General features: G+C 44.2%; 23 protein-coding genes. 15 read left to right on the top strand and 8 right to left on the bottom strand.

Annotated elements, in window-relative coordinates; genetic code table 11:
- Positions 1-20: 20 nt before the first annotated feature.
- A complete protein-coding gene (locus tag HKI82_RS07145; protein WP_102942490.1) occupies positions 21-938 on the top strand; it encodes a LysR family global transcriptional regulator AcsS in 918 nt (305 codons plus the stop codon).
- Complete coding sequence (gene fdhD, locus HKI82_RS07140; protein ID WP_171137613.1) at positions 938-1,774, top strand: formate dehydrogenase accessory sulfurtransferase FdhD; 837 nt, start codon at positions 938-940, stop codon at positions 1,772-1,774. The genes HKI82_RS07145 and fdhD overlap by 1 nt, the downstream gene beginning before the upstream one ends.
- Before the next feature lie 93 nt (positions 1,775-1,867).
- Here the strand turns inward: fdhD and HKI82_RS07135 are convergent, their stop codons facing one another.
- The 7 genes from HKI82_RS07135 to pabB all read right to left on the bottom strand — a co-directional run bounded on the left by HKI82_RS07135 (position 1,868) and on the right by pabB (position 11,681).
- Complete coding sequence (locus HKI82_RS07135; protein ID WP_171137612.1) at positions 1,868-3,301, bottom strand: efflux transporter outer membrane subunit; 1,434 nt, start codon at positions 3,299-3,301, stop codon at positions 1,868-1,870.
- A 3-nt stretch (positions 3,302-3,304) separates the two neighbouring features.
- Positions 3,305-5,263 (bottom strand): MacB family efflux pump subunit, encoded by a 1,959-nt coding sequence (locus HKI82_RS07130; protein ID WP_171137611.1) that lies wholly within the window; start codon positions 5,261-5,263, stop codon positions 3,305-3,307.
- On the bottom strand, positions 5,263-6,444 hold the full coding sequence (locus tag HKI82_RS07125) for an efflux RND transporter periplasmic adaptor subunit (RefSeq protein WP_171137610.1): 1,182 nt from the start codon (positions 6,442-6,444) through the stop codon (positions 5,263-5,265). The genes HKI82_RS07130 and HKI82_RS07125 overlap by 1 nt, the downstream gene beginning before the upstream one ends.
- Before the next feature lie 185 nt (positions 6,445-6,629).
- On the bottom strand, positions 6,630-7,991 hold the full coding sequence (locus HKI82_RS07120; protein WP_102942495.1) for an L-serine ammonia-lyase: 1,362 nt from the start codon (positions 7,989-7,991) through the stop codon (positions 6,630-6,632).
- An 87-nt stretch (positions 7,992-8,078) separates the two neighbouring features.
- The gene (locus HKI82_RS07115; RefSeq protein WP_171137609.1) at positions 8,079-9,332 is read right to left on the bottom strand and encodes an aromatic amino acid transport family protein; all 1,254 of its coding nucleotides are present in this window, start codon (positions 9,330-9,332) and stop codon (positions 8,079-8,081) included.
- Between the two features lie 264 nt (positions 9,333-9,596).
- Positions 9,597-10,214 carry a CoA pyrophosphatase gene (locus HKI82_RS07110; RefSeq protein WP_102942497.1) on the bottom strand — a complete coding sequence of 206 codons (618 nt, stop codon included), beginning with the start codon at positions 10,212-10,214 and terminating at the stop codon, positions 9,597-9,599.
- Positions 10,215-10,298: 84 nt separating this feature from the next.
- Complete coding sequence (gene pabB, locus HKI82_RS07105) at positions 10,299-11,681, bottom strand: aminodeoxychorismate synthase component 1 (RefSeq protein WP_102942498.1); 1,383 nt, start codon at positions 11,679-11,681, stop codon at positions 10,299-10,301.
- Positions 11,682-11,858: 177 nt separating this feature from the next.
- Between pabB and HKI82_RS07100 the strand changes: the two genes are divergently transcribed.
- From HKI82_RS07100 to HKI82_RS07040, 13 genes are all read left to right on the top strand, one after another.
- A complete protein-coding gene (locus HKI82_RS07100) occupies positions 11,859-13,376 on the top strand; it encodes a fumarate hydratase (protein WP_042487602.1) in 1,518 nt (505 codons plus the stop codon).
- A gap of 123 nt (positions 13,377-13,499) precedes the next feature.
- On the top strand, positions 13,500-13,685 hold the full coding sequence (locus tag HKI82_RS07095; protein WP_042487601.1) for a hypothetical protein: 186 nt from the start codon (positions 13,500-13,502) through the stop codon (positions 13,683-13,685).
- Positions 13,686-13,796: 111 nt separating this feature from the next.
- Positions 13,797-15,176, top strand: a complete 1,380-nt coding sequence (locus HKI82_RS07090) for a YcjX family GTP-binding protein (RefSeq protein WP_171137608.1) — start codon at positions 13,797-13,799, stop codon at positions 15,174-15,176.
- On the top strand, positions 15,173-16,195 hold the full coding sequence (locus tag HKI82_RS07085; RefSeq protein WP_171137607.1) for a YcjF family protein: 1,023 nt from the start codon (positions 15,173-15,175) through the stop codon (positions 16,193-16,195). Before HKI82_RS07090 ends, HKI82_RS07085 begins: the two co-directional genes overlap by 4 nt.
- 102 nt (positions 16,196-16,297) lie before the next feature.
- Positions 16,298-17,842, top strand: coding sequence for a transcriptional regulator TyrR (gene tyrR, locus HKI82_RS07080; protein WP_171137606.1), 1,545 nt, complete (start codon positions 16,298-16,300; stop codon positions 17,840-17,842).
- Positions 17,842-18,420, top strand: coding sequence for a ribosomal protein S5-alanine N-acetyltransferase (rimJ, locus tag HKI82_RS07075; protein WP_261881167.1), 579 nt, complete (start codon positions 17,842-17,844; stop codon positions 18,418-18,420). The genes tyrR and rimJ overlap by 1 nt, the downstream gene beginning before the upstream one ends.
- Position 18,421: 1 nt before the next feature.
- Positions 18,422-19,012 carry an HD domain-containing protein gene (locus HKI82_RS07070; protein WP_102942502.1) on the top strand — a complete coding sequence of 197 codons (591 nt, stop codon included), beginning with the start codon at positions 18,422-18,424 and terminating at the stop codon, positions 19,010-19,012.
- A 9-nt stretch (positions 19,013-19,021) separates the two neighbouring features.
- Positions 19,022-19,495 carry a DUF2947 domain-containing protein gene (locus HKI82_RS07065; RefSeq protein ID WP_171137604.1) on the top strand — a complete coding sequence of 158 codons (474 nt, stop codon included), beginning with the start codon at positions 19,022-19,024 and terminating at the stop codon, positions 19,493-19,495.
- A 343-nt stretch (positions 19,496-19,838) separates the two neighbouring features.
- Positions 19,839-21,260, top strand: a complete 1,422-nt coding sequence (locus tag HKI82_RS07060) for an SLC13 family permease (protein ID WP_171137603.1) — start codon at positions 19,839-19,841, stop codon at positions 21,258-21,260.
- Between the two features lie 12 nt (positions 21,261-21,272).
- Positions 21,273-22,607, top strand: coding sequence for an ATP-binding protein (locus HKI82_RS07055; protein WP_171137602.1), 1,335 nt, complete (start codon positions 21,273-21,275; stop codon positions 22,605-22,607).
- Positions 22,594-23,067: a response regulator gene (locus HKI82_RS07050; RefSeq protein ID WP_102942506.1), complete on the top strand. Its 474-nt coding sequence runs from the start codon at positions 22,594-22,596 to the stop codon at positions 23,065-23,067. Before HKI82_RS07055 ends, HKI82_RS07050 begins: the two co-directional genes overlap by 14 nt.
- Before the next feature lie 290 nt (positions 23,068-23,357).
- Positions 23,358-23,579: a hypothetical protein gene (locus HKI82_RS07045; protein ID WP_171137601.1), complete on the top strand. Its 222-nt coding sequence runs from the start codon at positions 23,358-23,360 to the stop codon at positions 23,577-23,579.
- A 50-nt stretch (positions 23,580-23,629) separates the two neighbouring features.
- Entirely contained in the window at positions 23,630-24,094 is a 465-nt protein-coding gene (locus HKI82_RS07040; protein ID WP_171137600.1) for a hypothetical protein, read from the top strand.
- A 91-nt stretch (positions 24,095-24,185) separates the two neighbouring features.
- On the opposite strand, the gene HKI82_RS07035 is transcribed toward HKI82_RS07040, so the two are convergent.
- On the bottom strand, positions 24,186-25,361 hold the full coding sequence (locus HKI82_RS07035; protein WP_171137599.1) for a sugar efflux transporter: 1,176 nt from the start codon (positions 25,359-25,361) through the stop codon (positions 24,186-24,188).
- Positions 25,362-25,422 lie beyond the last annotated feature (61 nt).

Raw genomic sequence — 25,422 nt, 5'->3', positions numbered from 1 at the left:
CTTAGGCAAAGCAATCGACAATGGACATCAAACAACTCAAGTATCTAATCGCCTTAGATCAGACCAAACATTTTGGCCAAGCGGCGGCGTTGTGTCATATCACGCAGCCAACATTGTCGATGAGAATTCGGCGTCTTGAGGAAGAGCTTGAGCTTGAATTGATCACCAGAAGCCAACGTTTTGAAGGGTTTACCGAAGCAGGGAACCGAATTCTTGCTTGGGCGAAAACGGTATTAGCTGCGCATGACGGCTTACACGCTGAAGCGGCAAACTGCCGTGGTCAGTTAGTGGGCTCACTAAGATTGGGCATGGTTCCTTTAGCAAGTCAAAACCCAATGCAGCTTATTAAACCACTGTCAGAACTCTTTCCTGAATTGCGTTTTCAGATTATGTCTATGGCTTCTGAACAGATCATAGACCAGCTCAATCGTAACCAACTGGATTTGGGCATGTGTTATATCGATCAGGTCAATACCAGTTATTTTGACGTAGTCGAAATGAGTTCAACAGATTTAGGCGTGCTTTACGACCATCGTTATTTTGACTTTGCTGAAGACGTTGTGATGTGGGAATCCTTAAGCAGCATTCCATTGGGTTTGCTATCAAAAGGGATGCATTACCGCCACTCCATCGATTTGAGTTTTGGTAGTAAAGGACTTGTTCCGCAAACGGTGATTGAAAGTAATTCCACCTTTCACTTAATCCAAGCGGTCACCAGCGGACTTTGCTGTGCAATTATGCCGCTCAATTCTGGGTTAGCCGAACTCAACGAACAACTGCGTATCGTCCCGATTGAGAAAGCGGTGGTGCATTCACCTCTGGTTTTACTCAAACGTAAACAAGAACCCTCATCGGCGCTTGTTGATCAGTGCTTTGCTGAAGCGAAACATCTGTTTGCTAAGCCTAAATCACGCATGCAAGTGATGGAGGTGATTTGATGTCCTGCACGATAGATACTCAAACTTACAGTGAGCTGCATGATTTTAACCAAGCGCCAGCTGCACCGAGTGCGCATTACTACCGTGAGTTAACCGGTGAAAGTGAAATACTAGATGCTCCGTTAGCCAGCGAGTCTGCGTTAGCGATCAGTTACAACGGTATCAACCAAGCGGTGATGATGGTCACCCCCGGTCATCTTGAAGATTTCGTTCGCGGATTTAGCCTTAGTGCTGGCATTGTGAGTAGCTTTAGCGAAATTCGAGACATAGAAATTGGCGGGCAGGGCGACTCTCACTTCGCAGAAGTTGAAATCAGTAACCGCGCTTTTTGGAATCTGAAAAATCAACGTCGTCATATGGCAGGCACGACCGGTTGTGGTATCTGCGGAGTTGCTGCTCTTGAACAAGCTTTACCTGATTTGTCTCCACTGGATTCATCCTCAGCACCTAATCCGTTAGTCTTTGAAGGGTTGAGAGAGAGAATCGCTCAACATCAGCAAGCGGCAAAAATTTCCGGCGCGCTGCATGCCGCTTTATTTGCCAATGCAAAAGGGGAGATTGTGCTCTGCCGCGAGGACATTGGTCGTCACAATGCGCTGGATAAGCTGATTGGTGCAATGGCATCAGAGCGGCTCAATATCAAAAGCGGCTTTGCAATAGTGACCAGTCGTTGCAGTCTGGAGCTTATTCATAAAGCTGTAAGAGCAAAGCTTTCTACGTTGGTGTGTTTATCTGCCCCAACCGCATTAACTGTTGAATGGGCGAGAAGAAACAATCTGAACTTGATTCATTTGCCTCATTCGGGCTCGCCAAGGCTATATAGCCCTGCGCCATAAAATCGGTTCGGAAGTTAGATAGAAAAAGAGAAACGACTGTTAAAAGCGTTTCTCTTTTTTATGAATTGCCAATTAACTTCTAAATAAGCTTTGTTATTGCTGCGAAGTTTCAGCAGTTGCTTGAGGTACCAAATCATCTCCACCTAGGCTTCGATAAATCGTAGTGAGATTGACGAGTTGGTTGTATCGATTCTCTAACAGTGACGCTTTGGCACTGCGCTCATTGTCTTGAGCATCAAGCAAAGTGGTAATGCTAATTGCACCATACTTATACTGACTGGCGTAAATGCGAGCCGCTTCTGCTGCGCTGTCATACTGTTTCTGAAGTTTCTCTTCCTGATACTGATAGTTTTCACGAGCAGATAGGGCATTATCCACATCCTGAAACGCGGTATAGAGCGCTTTGCGGTATGAAATGATCGCAGATTCGTATTTCACTTGCGCGATATCTTGATTGATCTGCATGGTGTTCCAGTTGAGGAACGGCATCGTTAAATCAGCGCCAATTGAACCCAATGGGTCGCTCAGTAAGTTGCGAAGCTGTTCAGACGAGCCACCTAGCGCACCCGTTAAGGTTAACGTTGGAAAGTAAGCGGCATCGGCAGAATCTTTGGCTGCAAATGTAGCTTTCAGCTCATAGAGTGCTTGTTTGATGTCGGGACGACGGCTCAAAACATCTGCAGGTACACCTGATGCGATTTCTGGCAATGCTCCTTCTGGCAGTGCTTTAATCTCTTTCACCATTTGCTGTGGCGCTTGGTCAAACAAGATAGCGAAAGCGTTTTGTGCCTCTGTTAGCTGCTGCAAGTAATCACGATGTGTGGCTTCCAACCCTGCAAGGGAGCGCTCTGCTTCCAAAACATTAAGTCGAGTAACAGAGCCATTGTTGAACTGACTCTGGGCTTGCTTTAAGGTGTCCGTTGCATCGGAAATATCACTATTACTGAGTTCAATACGCTGGTTCAGATAACCGATTTGCCAATAGAGTTGCGCCGTAGTTGCAACTAAACTTTGGGCTGTCGCTTCACGTTCTTTTAAGCTCGCAAGCGCTGTCCATTCACTCTCATCTGCGGCAGCTGAAAGTTTGCCCCACAGGTCTACTTCGTAACTGACGGACAGCCCGGTTTGATAACTTTCACTTGAAACTCCGCTATCTAAATAGCGTGAGCCATCAGCGGAAACGCTGCCTGATAGGTCCGGGTAGAGATCTCTTCCGGCTAAATTAGCTTCTAAACGAGCTTGTTTTAATGTCAGCGTAGCGATGGCTAAATCGCTGTTGGTCGCAAGAACTTTCTCAACCAATTGATTGAGTTGTTCGTCGTTAAAACTTGTCCACCAATGACTGATTGCAGGAGATGCGTTTTTCGAAGACAGCTCTGAAGAAGATTGGTCATTCGACACTTGCGGTGAAGATTGCCAAGTTTGTGGTACTTGCACTTCCGGTTCAGGAAATTCTGAGCGAGTCACGCAGCCAGTGGCTAACACGACACACAGTGCAAGAGTGGAGTATTTGTATCGACGTAACATGGCTTACTCCCTAGATAACGCGTCAATTGGGTTTAGCTGTGCGGCATTCTTCGCAGGAAGATAGCCAAACAGTACGCCAATAAGGGTGGAGCACAAGAATGCAGAAACGATCGATGTTGTTGAATAAATCATAGTAAAACTACTGCCAAACGTGGCGAACGCAACGCCAATTAAATAAGCCATACCAATACCAATGGTGCCGCCACACAAACAAACTAATACCGCTTCAATCAAGAACTGGCGAAGAATGTCACTTTGTCTTGCACCAACCGCCATACGTACCCCAATCTCGCGGGTACGTTCTGTAACTGAAACCAACATGATGTTCATGACACCAATACCGCCAACGACTAGAGAAATGACCGCAATGGCAGAGATCAATAAGGTCATAGTCGCAGTGGTCTTAGTAATGTTCTGTTGAATGGTATCCGTGTTAATCGTGAAGAAATCTTCAGTGCCATGGCGCATTTTTAACAACTGAATAATTGCTTGTTCAGCGGCTTCACTAGGCGTGTTGTCATCAACACGTACTGAGATTCGGTTCAGATAGTTCTGCCCAACCATACGCGCACTGACCGTGGTGTAGGGAACCCAGATATTGAGTGAATCGCTATTACCAAATGCACTCTCTTTCGCTTTGGTAACACCTATGATACGGATCGGTAAATTACCGGCGAAAATCACTTCACCAATCGGGTTTTGATCAGGAAACAATGATTTGAGGGTATTGTTATCAATCACCGCTTCTTGAGCCATAGAAGACACGCTGGAATCATCCCAATATTGACCATTCGCCAGTTCATAGCCGCGCACACGGAAATAATCCGGTCCCACGCCTTGTACTGAAGCTGTCACGGCTTGGTTTCCATATTTCAAAGTCACAGACGTGCTCAGTGTGGGTGTAACGCTATCAATAAACTGTAAGTTCTTCAGCGCGTCAGCGTCGGCAGCGGTTAAGGTTCTCACTCGCCCTGAGCGTCGGTCACCAAAACCAGTCCCCGGCATAATGTCGATCGTGTTGGTACCCATTGCTGAGATGTTTTCGAGAATCGATTTCTGCGAACCATTCCCTAAGGCTACTACTGAAACAACCGATGCGATACCGATAATGATGCCTAGCATGGTCAGGAAAGTTCTGAGCCTGTGGTTAGACATGGCTACCAACGCCATTTTTAGCGCTTCCCACAAGTTATCGAATAGATTACGACCTTTTCCTAATACATCTGTAGCAGGAGAAGGTTTTACGCTATCGCTGTTCTGTGAAATCAGTTCTTTTTTAGTGACAGTGTCACTAATTATTTCACCATCTTTGATTTCAATAATTCGATCTGCGTGTTGAGCGACTTTCAAATCGTGGGTAACGATGATGATAGTGTGACCAAGCTGATGAAGCTCTTGCAGCAGGATCATCATCTCTTCGCCACTTTTACTATCAAGTGCACCTGTTGGTTCGTCAGCCAGTATCACATCGCCACCATTAACTAATGCGCGAGCAACGGAAACACGCTGCTGCTGACCACCACTTAATTGGTTCGGTTTGTGATCCAGACGGTCAGCAAGACCAAGGCGAGTAAGCAGTTTTTCCGCGCGTTCCTGACGTGCTTTCTTATCACTGCCCGCATAGATTGCGGGGATCTCAACGTTACCAACAGCGGTTAAATCACCAAGCAGATGGTAGCGCTGGAAGATAAAGCCAAAATGTTCACGGCGTAGCTCAGCCAGTTGGTCTGAGTTGAGTTGTGATGTATTTCGACCGTTAATCCAGTAATCACCGCTACTTGGTTGATCAAGGCAGCCAAGGATGTTCATTAATGTAGACTTACCAGAGCCAGATGTTCCGACGATAGCAACCATCTCACCACGTTCAATGGTGAGGTTAACGTCTTTAAGTACCGTTAACTCTTCGTCACCCGCGGCAAAGCTACGATAGATATGGGATATTTCAAGTAGTGGACGAGACATTAAAACATCCTCGGTGGACCCATACGGCTAGAACGCGTACCACCGGCACTTGGTGTTCCAACAATAATTTGATCGCCTTCTTCTAGTCCACTGGTGACTTCAGTAAAGATTTTGTTGTTGATACCAATGGTCACATCACGCATTTCCTGCTGACCATTGACCAATACTGGAACTTGATAACGCGGCGTTTTGCCCGGTTGTTTGAGAATGACTTGAGCTGGCACCAGTAGTGCGTTTTCAGCTTTGTTCAATACAATCGATACCTGCGCTGTCATACCGATGCGTAGCGTTCGGTCTGGGTTATCCACTTCAAATAGACCGTGGTAGTAGATGGCTTCATCGTTACTAACGGAAAGATCGCTGTCATCACCATCCATTAGTGTTGGACCCGGTTCAATCGCTCTTAAAGTTGCATGATATTGGTGGTTTGGTTTACCTAAGATTGTGAAGTAAACAGGTAGACCTGACTTAACGTTCACCACATCCGCTTCTGAAATCTGTGCTTTCACCGTCATGCGGTCAAGCTGTGCCAGTTCAATAATGGTTGGGGTAGTTTGGTTAGCGTTAACCGTTTGACCTTCTTCTACCGCGCTATAAACCACAGTGCCATCCATTGGTGCGTTGATCGTGGTGTAACCGAGGTCGATTTGTGCGCTGTCGACACTGATCTTCGCTTGCTCTAACTCTGCTTTGATCTGTTCAAGTTCCGCTTTGTAGATTGCTAGCGTTGCTTCTGCTGATTCATAGTCCGCTTGTGAGCTCGCTTTATCTGCAAGCATTGATTTTTGACGTGTATATTCAGACTGAGCTTGACGAATTTGAGCTTGCTTTGCACTTATTTGTGCTTTCAGGCTACTTAGTGACGCGTTAGCTTCTTTAAGGCTGTTTTGTTGTGTAAGGCTATCAATTTGAGCCACTAAGTCGCCTTGTTTGATCTCATCACCGAGCTTTACGCCAAGCTTTTCAATCTGACCGGAAACCTGAGCACCAACAGCAACCAGTTTAGACGCTTGCAACATACCAGTGGCAAGCACTGTGTTTTCTATGTTGCCTCTATGGACCGTTTCGGTTGCGAAACTTGGTGGCGCTTCTTTGGGATAAAAGTAGTAACCAGCACCACCGATACCAGCGATAAGCGCCAGCACGACGAAGACTTTTTTAGTTGTGATACGTATAGCCATGTGGATGAAATGATTCCGAATGATGAACAGCAGTAATGAGAACCATTTTTAAGCGAATCGCTTTTTTTAACAAGCGTTCAAAAAGTAAAACTAAGTAAAGGTAAGTCAAGAAAGGGTAGATTAGAAAAGAAAAAAGCCTGAAGAATCATCTTCAGGCTTTCATTTAACAGAGCAAAAACTCGCGATTAACAGATAACTTTAACGGCTAAACCACCTTGTGATGTTTCACGGTATTTTGCGTTCATGTCTTTACCGGTTTCCAGCATAGTTTCAATGACTTTATCAAGAGAAACGCGTGGCGCTGATGAACGGCGCATTGCCATACGGGTAGAGTTGATTGCTTTTACAGCAGCAATACCATTACGTTCAATACATGGTACTTGCACTTGTCCTGCAACAGGGTCACACGTTAGACCTAAGTTGTGTTCCATAGCAATTTCAGCTGCCATACACACTTGCTCTGGGCTACCGCCTAACAGAGCCGCAAGACCACCAGCAGCCATTGAACACGCTACGCCAACTTCACCTTGGCAACCTACTTCAGCGCCAGAGATAGATGCGTTTTGCTTGTACAAACCACCGATAGCGCCAGAAGCTGCGAAGTAACGAGTATAATCTTTCTCTGTTACTGTCTGGATGAACTTGTCGTAGTAAGCAAGTACCGCAGGGATAATGCCACACGCACCGTTCGTTGGAGCCGTAACCACACGACCACCCGCTGCGTTTTCTTCATTCACTGCGAATGCGTACATGTTTACCCAGTCAACAACGGCCATAGGATCGTTAGTGATTTTTTCAGAAGTCAAAAGCTGTTGGCGCAGAGCTGCAGCACGACGAGGCACACGCAGTGGACCTGGAAGAATACCTTCGGTGTTCATACCACGTTCCATACACTCTTGCATGGTTCGCCAAATGTTCGCGAAGTACTCTTTCACTTCAACATCAGTATGAAGGGCTTTCTCGTTCTCCATTACTAGAGTACTGATAGAAAGTCCGCTCTCTTTACACTGGTTAACCAACTCTTCTGCTGAGTTAAACGGGTAAGGAACTGATACTTCATTTTTTGCTTTTTGACCGAAATGCTCTTCATCAACAATAAAACCGCCGCCGATAGAGTAGTAGGTTTTACTGTAAACAACTTCGTCACCGTTCCACGCATGAATTGACATGCCGTTTTCGTGTAAAGACAAGAAGCTCTTATGGAAAACCATGCCACCTTCACGTGGAAAAGCAACGGTATGATTGTGCGTACCAACAGGAAGACGTTCAGTCTGCTGAACGCTTTCAATAAAACCTGGAATACTGTCGATATCAACATGCTCAGGAGTGTTACCTGCTAAGCCCATGATGATAGCAATATCTGTATGGTGACCTTTCCCTGTCAGCGATAATGATCCATAAACGTCCACGGTAATTTTGGTGATGTCTTGTAGCTTATCCATTGCGCTTAAGTCATCAACAAATTGTTTACCGGCTTTCATTGGTCCAACTGTATGTGAGCTCGAAGGACCGATGCCAATTTTATAGATATCAAACACACTAATCATAGCGATTACCTCAAACTAAGCCTCCTGTAAAAAGGAGGCTTACTACTATTATATTTTTAGTTTAATCGGACTTTACAAAGTTTGGGATTAAAACGCGCCGTAGATTACAGAACTAATCGCTGCAAGACCACAAATAACTGTGAAAATTTGCACTGGAACAGAAGTCTTGTACTTCGCCATAGCAGGAACTTTGTTCATCGCAAATACAGGCATCAAGAATAGGATAGCAGCAATCATTGGTGCGCCCATTGTCTCAATCATTCCAAGGATGCTTGGATTAATAATCGTAACAATCCAAGTTGTAACAACGATGAACAGTAGAGACGCTTTTTCAATCTTGTTTACAGGTGTTTGTGAACGCGATTTGATCAGACCAACTAGACCTTCATGCGCGCCTAAGAAGTGGCCGAAGTAGCTAGAAGTAATTGCAGCGAAAGCAACCAGAGGACCCATGTATGAGATCAATGGTGACTCATGGATGTTTGCTAGGTAAGAAAGTACCGAAATGTTCTGTGCTTTTGCTTCTGCTAGTTGCTCTGGCGACAGAGAAAGGACAACTGAGAACACGAAGAACATAACAAAGCCCATCAGCATCATAGCTGCGCCACCAGTGATTGAGTCAGTTTTCTCAACTGCGTTTTCACCGTGTTGCATACGTTGTTCTTTAGAGAACTGAGAAATGATAGGGCTGTGGTTGAAAGAGAACACAATAATTGGGATTGCTAGCCAAATAATAGAAGGCATAGACGACCAATCCGGTGCTACTTCGACCATTGAGCTGTTCCACTCTGGGATAAGGTAGAAAGACAGAGCCAGTAGGATTGCTACAAGTGGGTATACCATTGCTGAAGTTGCTTTCAGCATCAGTTCTTTACCAAACAAAACACCCGCAGTCATTGCTGCGATCAATAAGCCAGATAGTAACCAGCGAGGTATCGATTCCATACCTACTTGGTTTACTAGGAAAGAATCAACCGTGTTGGTGATACCAACGCCGTAAATAAGAACAATAGGGTAAATGGCAAAGAAGTAAGCGAAAGTAATAAGGTTTGCGCCAGTTTTACCGAAGTGTTCTTCTACAGTGTCAGTGATGTCCGCTTCAGGGTTCTTAGCCGAGAGTACAAAGCGAGCTAAGCTTTTGTGAGCGAACCATGTCATTGGGGCTGCGATCAATGCCAAAATAACTAATGGCCAAAAACCACCCGCACCCGCTTTAATGGGAAGGAAAAGTACACCTGCACCTACAGCCGTACCAAAAAGAGAGAGAGTCCATGCAAAATCTTGATAAGTCCATTTATTAGAAGATTGTTCTGATTTTTCGATAGCAATCGATGTGTTCATTTTTTATATCTCAATTTTTTATGGGAAAATAATTTCGTGCGCAATTCTCTTTGTTTGTGTTGCAAAAAAAGTTGATATAAATCACATCAACAGCGGAGTGAGCGAGTTGTTTGCTCAAAATAACAAGTAGATCACGGAAATTACGTGCCACACATGAGTTATTTTGAGTTTTTTGATTAGAAAAACTAATTCGAAAGAAGGGTTGCGTAAGTGCTGTATACTTGTGTTTAATTAATAACCAGTGTTTATGTTAATAAGTTTGATTTATTTGTGATGGATATTGATGTGACGTTGCAAAGCCTGAATGATTTGCGCCGTCATCCCCCATATGAAATGTCGTTGATAGGGGATAGCAAATATTCGATGAGGCTGACTTTTGACCTGAAAAATACCCGAATAGAGTTTGTTCTTGTCTAACAAATGATCCGCGGGCACTTCAAAGACTTCTTCTACTTCATTAGGATCAATCGTTGCCTGATAGTTAGGGTTAATAAAAGCCATGATAGGTGTGACTGAAAACTTGCTGATGGTAATGATTTCGGGCAACTGACCAAAGGTTTCTATGTCAGAGGCGTTAATACCTATTTCTTCTTCTGCCTCTCGTATCGCTGTTCTATAGAGGGTTTGATCGTCTTCTTCGTATTTTCCGCCCGGGAAACTGATTTGACCGGGATGATGTTTTAGATGTTCTGCGCGTTTGGTCAAAACAATGTTCAAACCATGCTCTCTTTGTACAAATCCAATCAGTACCGATGCTTTGCGTAGTGAATCTTTTGGGATTTTGTCGTAGCGACGCGTTGATTCAACGTGATAATCAACGGTTTGATGAAGTTGGAATCGCTGTATTAGTTCCGTTTTAGTGAGCGGTGTTGTTACTTTCATGCTGACCCAATAGTTGTTTCTATAACATTAGAAAGGCAGCCAGATAAGCAATTTCATGAAGAAGCTGCTTATCTGGCGTTCAACTTATCTTTCTAATATAGGCAAAATTCTGCTCAGTTTGTCCAATGTTTCCTGAAATTCTGAATCACATTGGCTGTCCGCAACCACACCTCCACCAGCCCAAGCATAAATTTTGTGATTGTGCGCAACTAGGGTGCGAATTGTAATGCTGGTGTCCATTTGCCCGTGTCGGCTAATGTAACCAATCGAACCACAGTAAGCGCTGCGACGATGAGGTTCGAGTTCTTCGATGATTTCCATTGCACGCACTTTCGGTGCCCCAGTAATGGATCCGCCCGGAAAGCCAGCTTTGAGTAGGTCACAGGCCGAATATTGGCTGTCTAGCTTGGCACGAATGGTACTAACAAGATGGTGAACCGCTGGGAAGCTCTCAATATGAAACAGTTTAGGAACGTGAACAGAGCCCGGCGCGGCGACACGACCAATGTCATTACGCAGTAAATCAACAATCATCAGGTTTTCGGCTTGGTCTTTCTCAGCATGAGCAAGCTCTGATGCAAAAGCGTCATCTAGTTCTTTGTCTTGGCTTCTTGGTCGGGTACCTTTGATCGGTTTGGTTTCGATCTCTTCTCCACGTAACTGTAAGAAACGCTCTGGTGAAACGCTTAAAATTGCCCCTTCTTCAGTACGAATAAATGCAGAGAAGGGCGCTAGGTTGTAGTTTTCTAACTTAAGATAGGCTTGCCATTCAGAGCCTTGATACTGAGCTTCAAAACGCTGTGCTAGGTTGATCTGATAACAATCTCCAGATTTCAAATACTCCTGAACCTTAGCAAATTTTTCAGCGTAGCTTTCCGGTGTCATGTTCGATTGCCAAGCCGTTGTAAGAGAGAATGCTTGTCTGGTTTTTTCGTCTTGGCAGTATCTGTCTTGCATTTCCAGCCACTGCTGCGCCTGATCTAAGTTAATGCCAACCCATTGAGCCGTTTTGCTGTGGTGATCGACCACAATTGCCCACTCATAAATACCCACTGCCATATCTGGCATATTGATATCGTGTTTGGCAAGGCTAGGCAGCTTCTCGACTCTACGACCTAAATCATATGAAAAATAGCCAACGGCACCGCCAACAAATGGCAGGCTCTCATTATAACTTTGCTTAGGCAGATACTGATTTTGCAAAGTGGCGAGCAATACAAATGGATCTGCTGAAGATGAAGTTACACCGGAGGGTTCAGTGATGATGGTTTCTTCACCAGTGGTTGTGAGAGTGGCTATTGGGTTCGCCACCAAAATGTCGTAGCGGCTGTCGATATGTGTCTCTGAAGCCGAGCGTAACAGCATGGCCCAAGGATGATTTTCTACCTTTGAAAAAAGCTGAGTTGCAATATCCGTATGATAGGTAAGTGCTTTTGACTGAATGATTTTTTGTTCGTATTTATTCATTTTAATAGATTGTCATTTTAGTAATTTGTGACAAAGAGACCGTTCACCGAATGGCGCGTTGAGGAAAGCAAGAGTATCATAAAGCCACTTGATGGGCTCACCAATTCCATGCAATTTCTGATTCAAAGGTAAGCTCTTTAAAAGCTCAAGGAAGCATAACAATAAAAGAGGCAAGCAATGACGGTAATTCGACAACAAGACGTAATCAGTAGTGTAGCTGATGCTCTACAATACATTTCTTACTATCACCCGCTAGATTTTGTCAAAGCCCTAGAAGAAGCCTACAACAAAGAAGAAAGCCAAGCTGCGAAAGATGCTATCGCGCAAATCTTGATTAACTCTCGCATGTCAGCAGAAGGCCACCGTCCTATCTGTCAAGACACAGGTATCGTAACTTGCTTTGTTAACATTGGTATGGCTGTTCAGTGGGACTCTACTGATATGACGGTTCAACAAATGGTGGACGAAGGTGTTCGTCAGGCATACACCAATCCGGACAACCCACTACGTGCATCTGTTTTGATGGACCCTGCTGGTAAACGTATTAACACCAAAGACAACACGCCAGCGGTTGTACATATCAATATGGTTCCGGGTAATAAAGTTGAAATTCAAATCGCGGCTAAAGGCGGCGGTAGTGAAAACAAAACTAAGATGGTAATGCTTAACCCGTCTGACGATATTGCAGAATGGGTAGAGAAAACATTGCCAACCATGGGCGCAGGCTGGTGCCCACCGGGTATGCTAGGTATTGGTATCGGCGGTACGGCTGAGAAAGCGGCAGTACTGGCAAAAGAATCCTTGATGGAACATATCGATATTCATGAGCTGATTGCTCGTGGCCCACAAAATGCGGAAGAAGAACTGCGTATTGATATCTTCAACCGTGTAAACAAATTGGGTATCGGTGCGCAAGGTCTTGGCGGTTTAACAACCGTTGTTGACGTTAAAATCAAAACAGCGCCGACACACGCAGCTTCTAAACCTGTATGTTTGATTCCAAACTGTGCAGCAACGCGTCACGTACATTTCACCCTTGACGGTTCAGGCCCTGCGGAACTAACACCACCGAAGTTAGAAGATTGGCCACAAATCACTTGGGAAGCTGGTTCAAATACTCGTCGAGTTAACCTAGATACTGTGACGGCAGAAGAAGTACAGTCTTGGAGAACGGGTGAAACGGTACTGCTTTCAGGCAAGATCCTGACAGGTCGTGACGCTGCTCATAAGCGTATTCAAACCATGCTGCAAAATGGTGAGAAGTTACCTGAAGGTGTCGATCTAAAAGATAAGTTTATCTACTACGTCGGCCCTGTTGATGCTGTGGGTGATGAAGCGGTTGGTCCTGCGGGCCCAACAACCTCAACGCGTATGGATAAATTTACTGACATGATGCTGGAAGAAGTGGGCATTATGGGCATGATTGGTAAGGCAGAGCGTGGCGCTGCAACGGTTGAATCGATTAAGAAACACAAAGCGGTTTATCTGATGGCAGTGGGTGGCGCAGCTTACCTTGTGGCTAAAGCGATTAAGAAAGCTCGTGTGGTTGCTTTTGAAGACTTAGGTATGGAAGCGATCTACGAGTTCGAAGTGGAAGATATGCCAGTAACGGTTGCGGTTGATTCTACGGGTACAAACGCACACCAAACTGGTCCGGATACTTGGCGCGTAAAAATCGCTGAAGCAGCCAAGTAATTCTTAATAAAGATAATATTGACCAATAAATCACAAAAAGTGCGGCGAAAGCGGCACTTTTTGTCTATATAATGCTTTAATAATTATTGGCTTGTTAACTTATTGAAACGTCAGGAGAGCATGATGCCTCGCTTTATAAAAATTCTTCAAATCCTCATAGCCGTGGTTATCGGTGCTTTTGTGGGCTACGACCTTATTCTTCATGGGATCAGTATCTTTGATGATAAGTACGTAACGATTACTTGCGTGCTGTTCGTGATGTTGGAAATCGCACTGTTTGTTATCTACAAGCTGATTGAAGAAGATTAACCGTTTAAAAACGAATACTAAGCCTCTGATTTTATTCAGGGGCTTTTTTATTCATCTCGTATTAAGATTAACAACGTCATGATGCGCTAAAGATTTTCTGGGAGACTGTCAATGAAGCGAATTCGCCAAGAAGTGAATGACTTAATTAATCGTGGTTTAGATGCTCATGTGAGATTAGCCGTAACGGGGCTATCCCGTGCAGGAAAAACCGCATTTATTACGTCGTTGGTGAATCAACTGCTGCATACGTCCACACATGATAATTTGCCACTGCTTGCCGCAGCGCGAGATAAGCGAATTATCGGCGCGAAACGTGTCCCACAAACCAACCTAATGGTGCCGCGTTTTGGTTATGACGAAGCAATGGCGCAACTGCAATCTATGCCCCCAGAGTGGCCGGTGCCAACTCGCGATGTGAGTGAAATTCGTTTAGCTATCAAGTACAAAACTAAGAAGCGGACCAAAAAGTTACTGAGCAGTACTTCGACTCTGTATCTGGATATTATCGATTATCCGGGTGAGTGGCTGCTTGATTTGCCGATGCTTGAGCTGGATTTTGCTGCGTGGTCTGCACAGCAATTCAATGCCATGCATGGCATTAGAGCAGAACTGGCGAAACCTTGGCTTGAAGAGCTAGACAAACTCGATTTGAATGAAGAAGCGAATGAAAAAACACTCGCGCACATTGCTTCGCTTTATACAGACTATCTGCACAAATGTAAGGAGTCTGGGTTGCATTGGGTTCAGCCGGGAAGATTTGTCTTACCCGGAGAGCTGGAAGGGGCTCCTGTACTGCAATTCTTCCCGTGCCGAAATATTGAAGCTGCGACCAAGGCGGGTAAGCACAGTGTTTTATCTCTGCTTAAAAAGCGTTATGAGGAATATCAGAACAAGGTTATTAAAGCCTTCTACAAACACCATTTCTCAACATTTGATCGTCAAATCGTGCTGGTCGATTGTCTTTCCCCGTTGAATGATGGTCACGAATCCTTTATGGATATGCGCAGCGCGCTTGAACAAATTATGCATAGCTTCCGCTATGGCAGAAATGGCTTATTGAAACGCATCTTTTCTCCCAAGATCGATAAAGTGCTGTTTGCGGCCACCAAAGCAGACCACATAACCCCCGATCAATATGGGAACCTAGTGTCGCTGCTTCAGCAGATGATTCATCCTGCTTGGCAATCAGCGGCCTACGAAAATATTGAGATGAGCTGCATTAGTATGGCATCGGTTCGAGCAACCAAGTCAGGTCATATTGATACCAGTGAAGGCAGAGTACCGGCTATTCAGGGTTTGACTGAAGCGGGAGAGTCGCTCACTTTGTATCCGGGAGAAGTGCCTAACAAGTTGCCAAATCCTGATTTTTGGCAAAAGAGCCGTTTCGATTTCACTTCGTTCCGACCTGCGAGCATGAATCATGATGAGCCTTGTCAGCATATTCGCGTAGACAAAGCTTTAGATACTTTGATTGGAGATAAGCTGCAATGAGCGATTTAAAAGCCAAACAAATCTTCACTCAGTCGTTAGACAAAGAAAATGACAAAGTCGAACTTACTGCGCAAAAACAGTTTTCCGAACAAGAGAAGTTCGTCCCTTCGGTCGCTGAGATTGAAGAAAGCAATATTGAAACGCAACTAGAACAAATAATCCGACCTAAGCGTGGTCGTCGCTGGTTGGCTTCCAGCTTATTAGTAGGCTTTGGTGGTCTAGTTACTTGGCAAGCGATAGACTCTGTGATTAAGGCTGTTCAAACATCAGACTGGTTAAGCCTTGGCTGGACAGGATTTATCGCCACGCTCGCATCGCTAGGGCTAGGAGCGATAGGTAGAGAGCTCTGGAAACTCCGCAAGTTGAGAAATCATTTTTCAACTCAGGAGCAAGCGGAAGCGTTAATGACCAAAGACGTGGTGGGTCAGGGTGAAACGTTTTGCGAGTCGTTGGCAAAACAAGGTGGAGTGATGCCTACGTCGCCTGCTTATGAACGCTGGAAAAACAGCGTTAGTGACAGTCATAGCGATGCTGAAATTTTAGATATGTATGATGCTATGGTGGTGAGCGAACAAGATAAGAAAGCTACTCAGCTTGTGTCTAAGTTCTCAACCGAAGCAGCAGCATTAGTGGCGATAAGTCCATTAGCGATTGCAGATATGTTGCTGGTGGCTTGGCGCAACTTCACCATGATTGATCAACTTGCCCAGCTGTATGGTGTTGAACTTGGGTATTGGTCACGATTGAAACTGTTTAAATCTGTATTGGTTAACATGGCCGCAGCAGGGGCAAGCGAACTGGTGATCGATGCCAGTATGGATCTGCTTTCTATGGATTTAGCGGGTAAAGTATCGGCGCGTGCAGGGCAGGGTATCGGTGTAGGCATCTTAACGGCACGTTTAGGTTTAAAAGCAATGACATTGTTACGTCCGTTACCATGGCATAAAGATCGCGCTGTAAAATTGAGCGCAATTCGCAAACAAATCGTTACAAAAGTCACCGCGTTGACCGTGAAATAGGAGAAAACACGCGACAGGCACACAGATTACTTGACGCATTTCAGCCCTTGATAGAAACTACTGTCAACTTTTCGTGACACTTTCTTATTGGGAAATCATTCTGTGCGCCTTGAAGTATTTTGCGAAGATAGACTTGGTCTGACTCGAGAACTCCTCGACATACTCGCCTCTAAAAATATCGATTTACGTGGTATCGAAATCGATATTTCCGGAATTATTTACTTAAACTGTCCAGACATTGATTTTGAAACTTTCAGTGAGTTAATGGCTGAAATTCGTAGAATTTCCGGTGTTAAAGACGTACGTAAAATTCAGTTTATGCCAATGGAAAGGCACAATACGGAACTGATTTCCTTATTGAACAATTTGCCTGATGCGGTGCTATCGATTGACCTGAAGGGCTCTGTCGATATGGCTAACCATTCTGCATTGTCTCTGTTTAACAAAGACAATGGAGATATGAATGGTGTACACATTTCAACGCTGTTACCAAGTTTCAATTTCCAGCGTTGGATAGAAGGCAGTAAGTCCCGTCTTCGCGAGGAGATCGTATTGGATGGTCTGGATTACTTAATGGAAATGATGCCTGTGTACATCACTGGCGAATCCAAAGAATCGACCTTTGCCAGCGCTATGATGATCATTCGCCCTCGAGTCACCGGTGTTGCAACTGAGACTCAGCTGTCTCTGCACAACAACCTTGGTTTCGAGCATTTCGTTGGTGTTTCAAATCGCCATAAGGCACTTATCACCCAAGCGAAAAAACTTGCGATGCTTGATCAGCCCTTGTTGATCGAAGGGGATACGGGGACAGGTAAAGAAATGCTTGCCCGAGCTTGTCATAATCGTTCAGACCGTGCTGATCATCCATTCTTAGTTTTAAGCTGTGCGTCTATGCCAGATGATGTGGCTGAGACTGAGTTGTTTGGTCATGCTCCGGGTTCGTTCAACCATGAGCAAGGTCATAAAGGTATCTTTGAACAAGCCAATGGCGGCACAGTTCTGCTGGATGAAATCGGTGAAATGAGCCCTCATCTGCAAATTAAACTGCTGCGTTTCTTGCAAGATGGCACTTTCCGCCGCGTTGGTGAAGAACACGAAATCCATGTCAATGTGCGTGTGATTGCTTCTACACGTTATAAGCTGGCTGAGCTGGCAGAATCCGGCAAGTTCCGCGAAGACCTTTTCTACCGTCTCAATGTACTGACATTGACTATTCCACCGTTACGAGAGCGTCCTAGTGATGTTCAGCCTCTGTTGGAACTGTTTATTGCCAAGCACACTGCAAAACTTGGTATGGCTAAACCGAAACTGGACGAAGGTTTGCTCGACCAACTGGCTTTGTATCAATGGCCGGGCAATATTCGCCAATTAGACAATATGGTTTTACGTGCACTTACTGAGTTGCAAGACGATGTGCTAACTGCTGAACTTTTCCATTTGCCGCAGTTGGAAAGCAACAATGTGGGTGTCACCAATATCAATCTTGATGGCTCACTGGACGACATCATGAAAGAGTATGAAGCTCAGGTGCTTGACCGTTTGTACCAGTCTTTCCCTTCAAGTCGCAAACTGGCTAAGCGCCTAGATGTGTCACACACCTCTGTCGCCAACAAGCTTCGCGATTATGGAATTAAGAAACGTTGATTGAATCGAACAGCACGCCAACGTCAGTTTATGAAACGGATGGCGAAATACTACTGGTTACCGCTCAGTTTAATGATGCTGAGCGCATTGCCCAATACTTCAAAGAGAACCGAGAACACCTAAAACCATGGGACCCTGCGCGTGAAGAAGCCTTCTTTACTACAGAAGGCTGGCAGCAGAGGTTACTTAAACTCACCGAAGTACATAAACTTTCTCTGGGCTACTATCTGCTGATTATTGATGCCAAGACCGATAAAATGCTTGGCACTATTTCATTCAGTAACTTAAATCGCTTTCCCATTTATACCTGCAATGTTGGGTATTCACTTGCCTGTGATGCACAAGGCAAAGGAACCATGACCCGCGCACTGCAAATGGCATGCAACTACATGTTTTCTGTTCAGAATATGCACCGTATTATGGCTGCTTACATTCCCCGTAATAAACGCAGTGAAAGTGTACTCGAACGTGTAGGTTTCTCACACGAAGGGCATGCCAAAGACTACATTCTGATTAACGGTAAGTGGGAAGATCACAACCTGATGTCACTGATCAACGCGCATTGGAAAGAGGAATAATATGAATCAGCGATTGCAACAACAACTCAATCTTGTTTTGGAATTGGACAGATTAAAATCTGTGTTGCGTCGTACCCGTATTCAATGTGCGGAAGACAGATTAGAAAACAGTGCTGAGCACAGTTGGCACGTCGCTATGATGGCATTGGTGATGCAAGAGCATGCAAATGAACCTGTGGAGATTAGTCGGGTTCTGAAAATGTTATTGATGCATGACATGGTTGAAATTGATGCTGGCGACACCTTTGTATATGATGCAGCAGCTTCAAAAGAGCAAGCGCAGAAAGAGCTGGCTGCTGCTGAAAGGTTGTTCGGTTTATTACCAGACGATCAGGCGGAAGATCTGTTTTCTCTATGGCGTGAATTCGAAGCCGCCGAGAGCGCGGATGCTAAATTTGCCAAAGCGCTCGACAGATTGATTCCTATGATGCTGAATTTCAACAATCAGGGAATTGGTTGGAGAGAAAACAACGTAACTCGCCAACAAGCATTAACCGTGAATCGACGTATTGACGATGGTTCACATACGCTGTGGGAATATGCGCAGCAAATGATTGAACAAGCCACCGAAAATGGATGGCTCAAAGCCTAAGGACATTTCATGTCGTATTTGCCTTTGGATGATTACCAAAGAAAATGGATTTTTACCCATCAATCTATGCCAGTTCCAGAACAGGATTTGGCACAGATAAAACCTATGACTCAACTTCGCGCAGCTCAGTATTGGAAAGAAAACTTAAGCTCGCAGAGCCCAGATGCAGAGCGTTTCAGCTCTCAAGACTGGCCGAGCAAAGCAGGCAGTTGGTCAAACGAAGTAGACTGGATGACAGAATGGGAGAGTGATGATGAAGCTCTACCACAAGCTGTATTAGAACACATTGACTGGCAAGACGATGTTACTGTCTATTTCTGTTATGAAAAATACAATGTGATTGAAACCAAATGGTCTGTATTTAAGCGTCACTGGAAGAACTTCTTATTCTACGATGATGGTCCTATTCTGCTTGGTCGCCGTCGCAAAGAAGCGCTGTGGTTTAAAACCAACGGTAAAGTAAAACTTGGTACGCATGAGTAATCTCAGTTCAATGAATCTTAAATCCGGCTTCGGCCGGATTTTTCTTTTTCTTCATCCTTCTATTTGATGAAAACGGAAACGAGTTTGTGCCTAAGCCCTCATTTTTGACATGTTGTTTTGAGGGAACACTTAATCGTTGATCTCACTCCTAACTTTTTGTTTTCTCTCTTCCATAATGTATCCGTTAGTTTGAATTCTGGTGTCATATCAAAATCTGTCATTTTTCTTTCAAGCATTAGCACTAAGTAAATCGCTTAGGGCAATAAAGAGCAGATAAGTGTTGAAGTTGTATTGATACCCCATTTGTTCAAATTGGTTTAACCAGCAGCAAGGAAGAGCAGCGATGGTACGCCCTTACTTAAAATTTATTATTCCAATTGCAATACCTTTACTTATTTTGCTTATGCCGTTGTCGGCTTTTCCATTCGACGGTTTGACGATTATTCAGCAACGTGTCATTGCGATCTTCTTACTTGCTGCTTTGTTGTGGGTTTTTGAGCCGATCCCAATTTACGCCACGTCGGTCGTCATCATTGTTCTCGAATTGCTGATGCTTTCAAACAAAGGGCTTATTCTGTTTCGTTTCAACGAATCGCAACCCGAGTTTGGGCAACTGCTTAAATACAGCGACATTATGGCAACCTTCGCAAGCCCAATTATTATGCTGTTTCTCGGCGGTTTCTTTTTGGCAATGGCGGCAACTAAGTATCGATTGGATGTCAACTTAGCTCGGGTATTGCTCAAGCCATTTGGTCAGAACCCTAAGTACGTCATGCTTGGCTTGATGCTGATCACGGGCGTGTTTTCGATGTTTATGTCCAATACTGCAACTACTGCGATGATGCTTTCTATTTTGGCACCCGTTATTGCTGTGTTTGGTCCGAAAGACCCAGGGCGAATTGCATTTGCGTTGTGTATTCCTGTCGCAGCCAATATCGGCGGTATCGGCACACCAATTGGGACACCACCCAACGCTATAGCGCTTAAATATCTCGTCGGTGACAATCTGATTACTTTTGGTGAATGGATGGCGTTTGGTGTGCCATTTGTGATTGTGATGATGGCATTGTCGTGGTTTTTGATTTGCTCATTATACAAAGCCGATCAGCAGCGAATTGAGCTGACTATCAAAGGTAAATTCCTTAAGACTCCAAAAGCTTTGGTGGTGTATATCACTTTTGCCGCGACCATATTGCTCTGGTTGGTGGGGGATTTACACGGTATGAACTCTTATACCGTGGCTTTAATTCCTGTCGCAGTATTCTCAGTAACAGGAATCATCAACAAAGAAGATTTGAAAAAGATATCTTGGGATGTGCTCTGGCTGGTATCCGGTGGTATCGCACTGGGTCTGGCGTTAGATAAAACAGGGTTAGCTGCTCTGGTTGTTCACAGTATTCCTTTCGGTGATTTTTCGCCTTACGTGGTGTTGTTTGGTGCTGCGTTGTTATGCCTGCTAATGGCAAACTTTATGTCTCATACTGCGACCGCAAACTTACTTATGCCGATAATGGCTGCATTGGGCGCTTCAATGACATCTCTTAGCGCACTAGGTGGTGAAGTTACCTTAATTCTAGTGGTGACCTTTGCGGCCTCTTTGGGCATGTCGTTACCGATCAGTACACCTCCTAATGCTTTGGCTCATGCTACTGGCTACGTGCAAAGTAACCAAATGGCAAAAGTAGGTGTCGTACTTGGACTCGTAGGGGTGTTATTGAGCTTTGTCATGGTTGCGGCTTTGAATGTGGTCGGATTCATTGGTTAGTCGGCAAATAACATGAATGAACAAGAACGCACGCTTGTAGAGCGTTACTTCAGAAACAGTGAGAGAACGATAACCCTGTCAGCGGGCAGTAAAGTGATTCAGCAAGATGGTTACAATGACCGACTTTACTATGTCCATTCTGGTGAGCTAGTGGGGGATTTTGAAGAGTATGAAGGTCGTCATGTAAAGGTGTTTTCAGCATCAAAAGGCGCATTTATTGGTGTACACAGTTTCTTTTCTGGAACCTGGACAGCTTCGTCAACGGTTGTGGCTCAAACGGAAGTAAAACTCAGTTGGATAGACAGACACTGTGAAGCTGTAGAGGTAGAAAAATTCGGCCCACTCAGTACTCAATTTATGCCGGTCATTGTTGCGGAGTTAAATCGTCGCCAGCGTCGAGCGCATCAGGAAGCGGTAGAAAAAGAGAAAGCGTTGGAAAAACTGCACTCCGCAGAACAGATGACCACATTGGCACAGCTAGCTGCGGGCATCTCTCACGAACTAAACAATGCAATTGGTGTAGTTAGCAGTAAAAGCGAACGTCTTGAAAGCCTTTTTATGGAACTGTTGGAAGAGGTTCATCCCGAGGCTAGCCAGTTCTTTGATTATGGATTAATGCATGGTCAAAAAGTCTCTTCCAGTGAAGCTAGACGGCGAGGATTGATACTTGAACGTAAGTATCAACTTCCTAAAAATGTTGCGAGAGAACTTGCACGCGCTGTACCGGAAGACGAACTGTCTTCTCATTGGATAACTAACGCGAACCTTGCCATTCGTTACTGGCAAATGGGCAGAGATTTACATGATCTACGTGTGGCGTCGAGCCATACCGTAGGCATTGTGAAGTCTGTTAAGCAGCTTGCAAGAAGTGAAGTCAATCTCGATGAAGATCTAGACATTAACGACACAATAAACCGAGCGTTGACCCTTTTGCAAAGCGACTTGCGCAGAGTTTCAGTAAGAATGAGACCGGGTAATTTACTTAAGTTAAAAGGATCGCAAACAGAATGGGTTCAGGTGTGGGTCAACATCGTTAAGAACGCTTGTGATGCCATGATGGTGACGCCGGAGCCAAGATTAGATATCCAAACCAAATATAGTAAACATCGCCTTCTCATCACCTTGACCAATAACGGCCCTGAAATCGATGAAGCGACAAGGCGGAAAATTTTTCAACCTAGCTTCACCACTAAAAAAGATGGTTTGTCGTTTGGTTTGGGGTTGGGGTTGTCTATCGTGAAGCGAATAGTTTCAAGTTATGGCGGAAGCATCGCGGTCAAAAGCGATAAAGACGCAACCATTTTCAGAATAAAGTTACCAGTAGAGGATGACCATGGAGAAACTTAATATCATATGCGTGGATGACCAGCGGGAAGTGCTAAGCGCAGTGTTACAAGACCTAGAGCCTCTTTGCTTCTGGCTGAATATCGAAGACTGTGAGTCAGCCTCTGAAGCGTTAGATCTTATGGATGAGCTCGATGCTAACGGCGAGTATATTGCTTTGGTGATCTCTGATCATGTTATGCCAGAGAAAACAGGTGTAGAACTCCTTACAGAAATTAGTGCCGATGATCGCTTTATCCATACCAAAAAGGTTCTTCTCACAGGGCAGGCAACCCATTCTGACACTATCAATGCAATTAATAACGCTGGTATTAATCGCTACTTTGAAAAGCCTTGGGGTACAAGCGAATTAGTGGAATGTGTCAGAACATTAGTCACTGAATTCATATTTGATAAAGGTCTTGATTATACTGAGTGGCAAACTCATTTAGACCAGTCGGTTGTTTTGAATCGACTGCGTTAAGGGTGGGTTCTAAAAGGCTAGGCCAAGATGAATTTCAAGTAAGTATTATCTGCAAACGAGCCGAACTTGTGACTTTTCTTTGGTGCTCCTGAACGGTGGTGGTTATTGTTTGGGAGTGCTCAATCTTTGTTTCTAAATATCTTAGTTTTCTGATTCATCCATTCAAAAATTCATATCTCTTTGGAACCCCGCCAGTTTTTTAAGCCACTCGCATAAATTTATGTGGATTTAGGTGTGTATTAATCAAAAGCGTATATTTGCTAGGTGTTTAACGCTAAGAGAAAATTCCGATGATTAGATACTGCAAACGCTGCAAAGCTTCGACAGAACATAAAGAGAGCCTAGTGCGTAAACCGTCGAGTTATGACACCGACAAATCGGTACTAGGACGCGTCACCCTGTTTATTCATGAGTTCATTAATGGCGGTCATTACTACAACATGAACCGCTATGTCACCTGCACAATCTGCGGTAAAAAGACACTTGAGAATATGGGCAATGAGCTCGAGTAACTTTCTATTGCATGTGAGTCAGTTTGAACGACTAACAGGGAGGAATCCAATTGTATATTTGGAATATTGAGCAACTCAAAAATGACATTAGAAGTAACAGGCTCACAGAAAAAGACCGCTTTATTTATCTCTTCATCAACTTGTTTTTCACGACATTTGCTTTAGAGGCAATAAGCTTCATACCTGGAAGTTATGAATTTTATGGTTGGGCTGCGATGAGCTCTATCTCTAATGTTACCTTTTTATGTATTGGAACCTATGCCGCATACAAAGCGAATGGCGGCAGCTCGGGTGACGATTTTCTCGGACGATATTTCAGTTTGAGTTTCGTTGTTTCTGTTCGTCTTGTTGTATTGCTAATTTTGATAATGGTTATTAAGTCGTTGGCTTTTTATTTCTGTTCAGATTCAGTTATTTCGGCTCATTCAGAGGTAGTCGACACTGTGATTAATGTTTTGTGGCCAGCGTTTCTATACGCGAATATTTATAAGCAGTTCAAGGCAATACAAAATTGAATGGAAGAGTTTTCAGAAACAAAAATCATCAAGTTCAGATGAGCACGAAAAATAAATGCTTATTCTTGTGCTCATCGTTTTATCTTGTTGGTCAAGCGCATTGAACTTTACGTTGCTGGTTAGCAATATAGGCATCGAACAGTATCAAACCAATAAACGAACATATAATAGCGCCTAAGCACAGAAGCAACGGTGCTTTAAACCCAAAATACTGTGAAATAACACCCATGGTGCTTGTTCCGATCATAGTGCCAACTAGCATTGCATTAGTATAAAACGCCGAAGCTTTACCTACGGCAGTTGGTGAAAAATCTTGCATGATGGTAATGCCTAAACCAACAAAAATGCCAAAAAAGAGCCCATTCAAGATCTGCAAAGCCAAGAAGATGTTTATTGAAGTATTGAAATACATACCAAGGTAAAAAGCGGCACCAGCCACAAATCCAAACCGTATCACTTGGCTTTTGCCAAAGCGCTGCGCCCAGCCAACCGCTAATAGCATCGCGGGTATTTCGACGGCTGCTGTTATTCCCAATAAGATGCCAGGGAAAGATTTCGATAAACCGAGTTCATGAGTAATAAAGAGAGGCATTGCATTGATGTATGTGCTGTTAGCAATGTTAGCGATAAGTATTACAATCCCAAGAAACCAGACAGCTGTAGGCAGCTTGACTTTAGGTTTGTTTTTAACTTTGTCTGCTTCCACGACTGGCATTTGGAACAAAAATGCAATCCAAATAATCACAAAACCTGCTATAGCAGCTGAAATATAGAAGTTGTTATCGAAACCAAATTGGTCGACTGATAAAAAAGCTAAAGGTGGGCCAAATATCCAAAGAAAAGAAACGGCAGAGCGCATTTGAGAATTGAGCTTGGCGCTGTTTTTTCCGGTTGAATCTGCATAGCGTCTTATTACGGTCAAGATAAGAGGTATAGAACTTGAAGCCACTGGCATTAAGAGGCAGCCAATAACGATAGCATGCCAAAACTCTGATGCGAGAGAGAACATGATGGCCGCAGAAAAAATACCAGCAAGTGATAGCAATAACAGAACCTTGCTTGGCACACCTTTATCAATCAATCCTGTTAGTTTCTGGCTAACAACAATCGTCATCAATGCAGTTAGGGATGTATAGAGGCCAATAAGCGCTGGTTCCGTATGAAGTTCACTAACAAGGAATAAGCTCATGATGGGCATAATAAAAGAAAAAGCGAGTGCGGTTAGTCCATTGATAGCGAACAAAACCGGAGTTTGGCTTTTAAACAACGTTTATCTCCTATGAGTGTGAGTAGTGACAAATGCTATTCCACACTCTGTAACGTGATAG

Source organism: Vibrio plantisponsor, assembly GCF_013041605.1.
In the GTDB taxonomy this organism is placed as follows: Bacteria; Pseudomonadota; Gammaproteobacteria; order Enterobacterales; family Vibrionaceae; genus Vibrio; species Vibrio plantisponsor.
The sequence above is the reverse complement of the archived record's forward strand: the minus strand, read 5'-3'. Positions and strand labels throughout refer to the sequence as shown.

Bases quoted from the DNA above. Each gene is read 5' to 3' on its own strand.
- HKI82_RS07050 (WP_102942506.1), top strand. From the start codon at position 22,594: ATGGAGAAACTTAATATCATATGCGTGGATGACCAGCGGGAAGTGCTA.
- HKI82_RS07095 (WP_042487601.1), top strand. From the start codon at position 13,500: ATGCCTCGCTTTATAAAAATTCTTCAAATCCTCATAGCCGTGGTTATC.
- HKI82_RS07115 (WP_171137609.1), bottom strand. From the start codon at position 9,332: ATGAACACATCGATTGCTATCGAAAAATCAGAACAATCTTCTAATAAA.
- HKI82_RS07100 (WP_042487602.1), top strand. From the start codon at position 11,859: ATGACGGTAATTCGACAACAAGACGTAATCAGTAGTGTAGCTGATGCT.
- HKI82_RS07125 (WP_171137610.1), bottom strand. From the start codon at position 6,444: ATGGCTATACGTATCACAACTAAAAAAGTCTTCGTCGTGCTGGCGCTT.
- HKI82_RS07065 (WP_171137604.1), top strand. From the start codon at position 19,022: ATGTCGTATTTGCCTTTGGATGATTACCAAAGAAAATGGATTTTTACC.
- HKI82_RS07045 (WP_171137601.1), top strand. From the start codon at position 23,358: ATGATTAGATACTGCAAACGCTGCAAAGCTTCGACAGAACATAAAGAG.
- HKI82_RS07070 (WP_102942502.1), top strand. From the start codon at position 18,422: ATGAATCAGCGATTGCAACAACAACTCAATCTTGTTTTGGAATTGGAC.
- HKI82_RS07055 (WP_171137602.1), top strand. From the start codon at position 21,273: ATGAATGAACAAGAACGCACGCTTGTAGAGCGTTACTTCAGAAACAGT.
- HKI82_RS07110 (WP_102942497.1), bottom strand. From the start codon at position 10,214: ATGAAAGTAACAACACCGCTCACTAAAACGGAACTAATACAGCGATTC.
- fdhD (WP_171137613.1), top strand. From the start codon at position 938: ATGTCCTGCACGATAGATACTCAAACTTACAGTGAGCTGCATGATTTT.
- HKI82_RS07120 (WP_102942495.1), bottom strand. From the start codon at position 7,991: ATGATTAGTGTGTTTGATATCTATAAAATTGGCATCGGTCCTTCGAGC.
- HKI82_RS07130 (WP_171137611.1), bottom strand. From the start codon at position 5,263: ATGTCTCGTCCACTACTTGAAATATCCCATATCTATCGTAGCTTTGCC.
- HKI82_RS07145 (WP_102942490.1), top strand. From the start codon at position 21: ATGGACATCAAACAACTCAAGTATCTAATCGCCTTAGATCAGACCAAA.
- HKI82_RS07060 (WP_171137603.1), top strand. From the start codon at position 19,839: ATGGTACGCCCTTACTTAAAATTTATTATTCCAATTGCAATACCTTTA.
- pabB (WP_102942498.1), bottom strand. From the start codon at position 11,681: ATGAATAAATACGAACAAAAAATCATTCAGTCAAAAGCACTTACCTAT.
- HKI82_RS07135 (WP_171137612.1), bottom strand. From the start codon at position 3,301: ATGTTACGTCGATACAAATACTCCACTCTTGCACTGTGTGTCGTGTTA.
- HKI82_RS07085 (WP_171137607.1), top strand. From the start codon at position 15,173: ATGAGCGATTTAAAAGCCAAACAAATCTTCACTCAGTCGTTAGACAAA.
- HKI82_RS07090 (WP_171137608.1), top strand. From the start codon at position 13,797: ATGAAGCGAATTCGCCAAGAAGTGAATGACTTAATTAATCGTGGTTTA.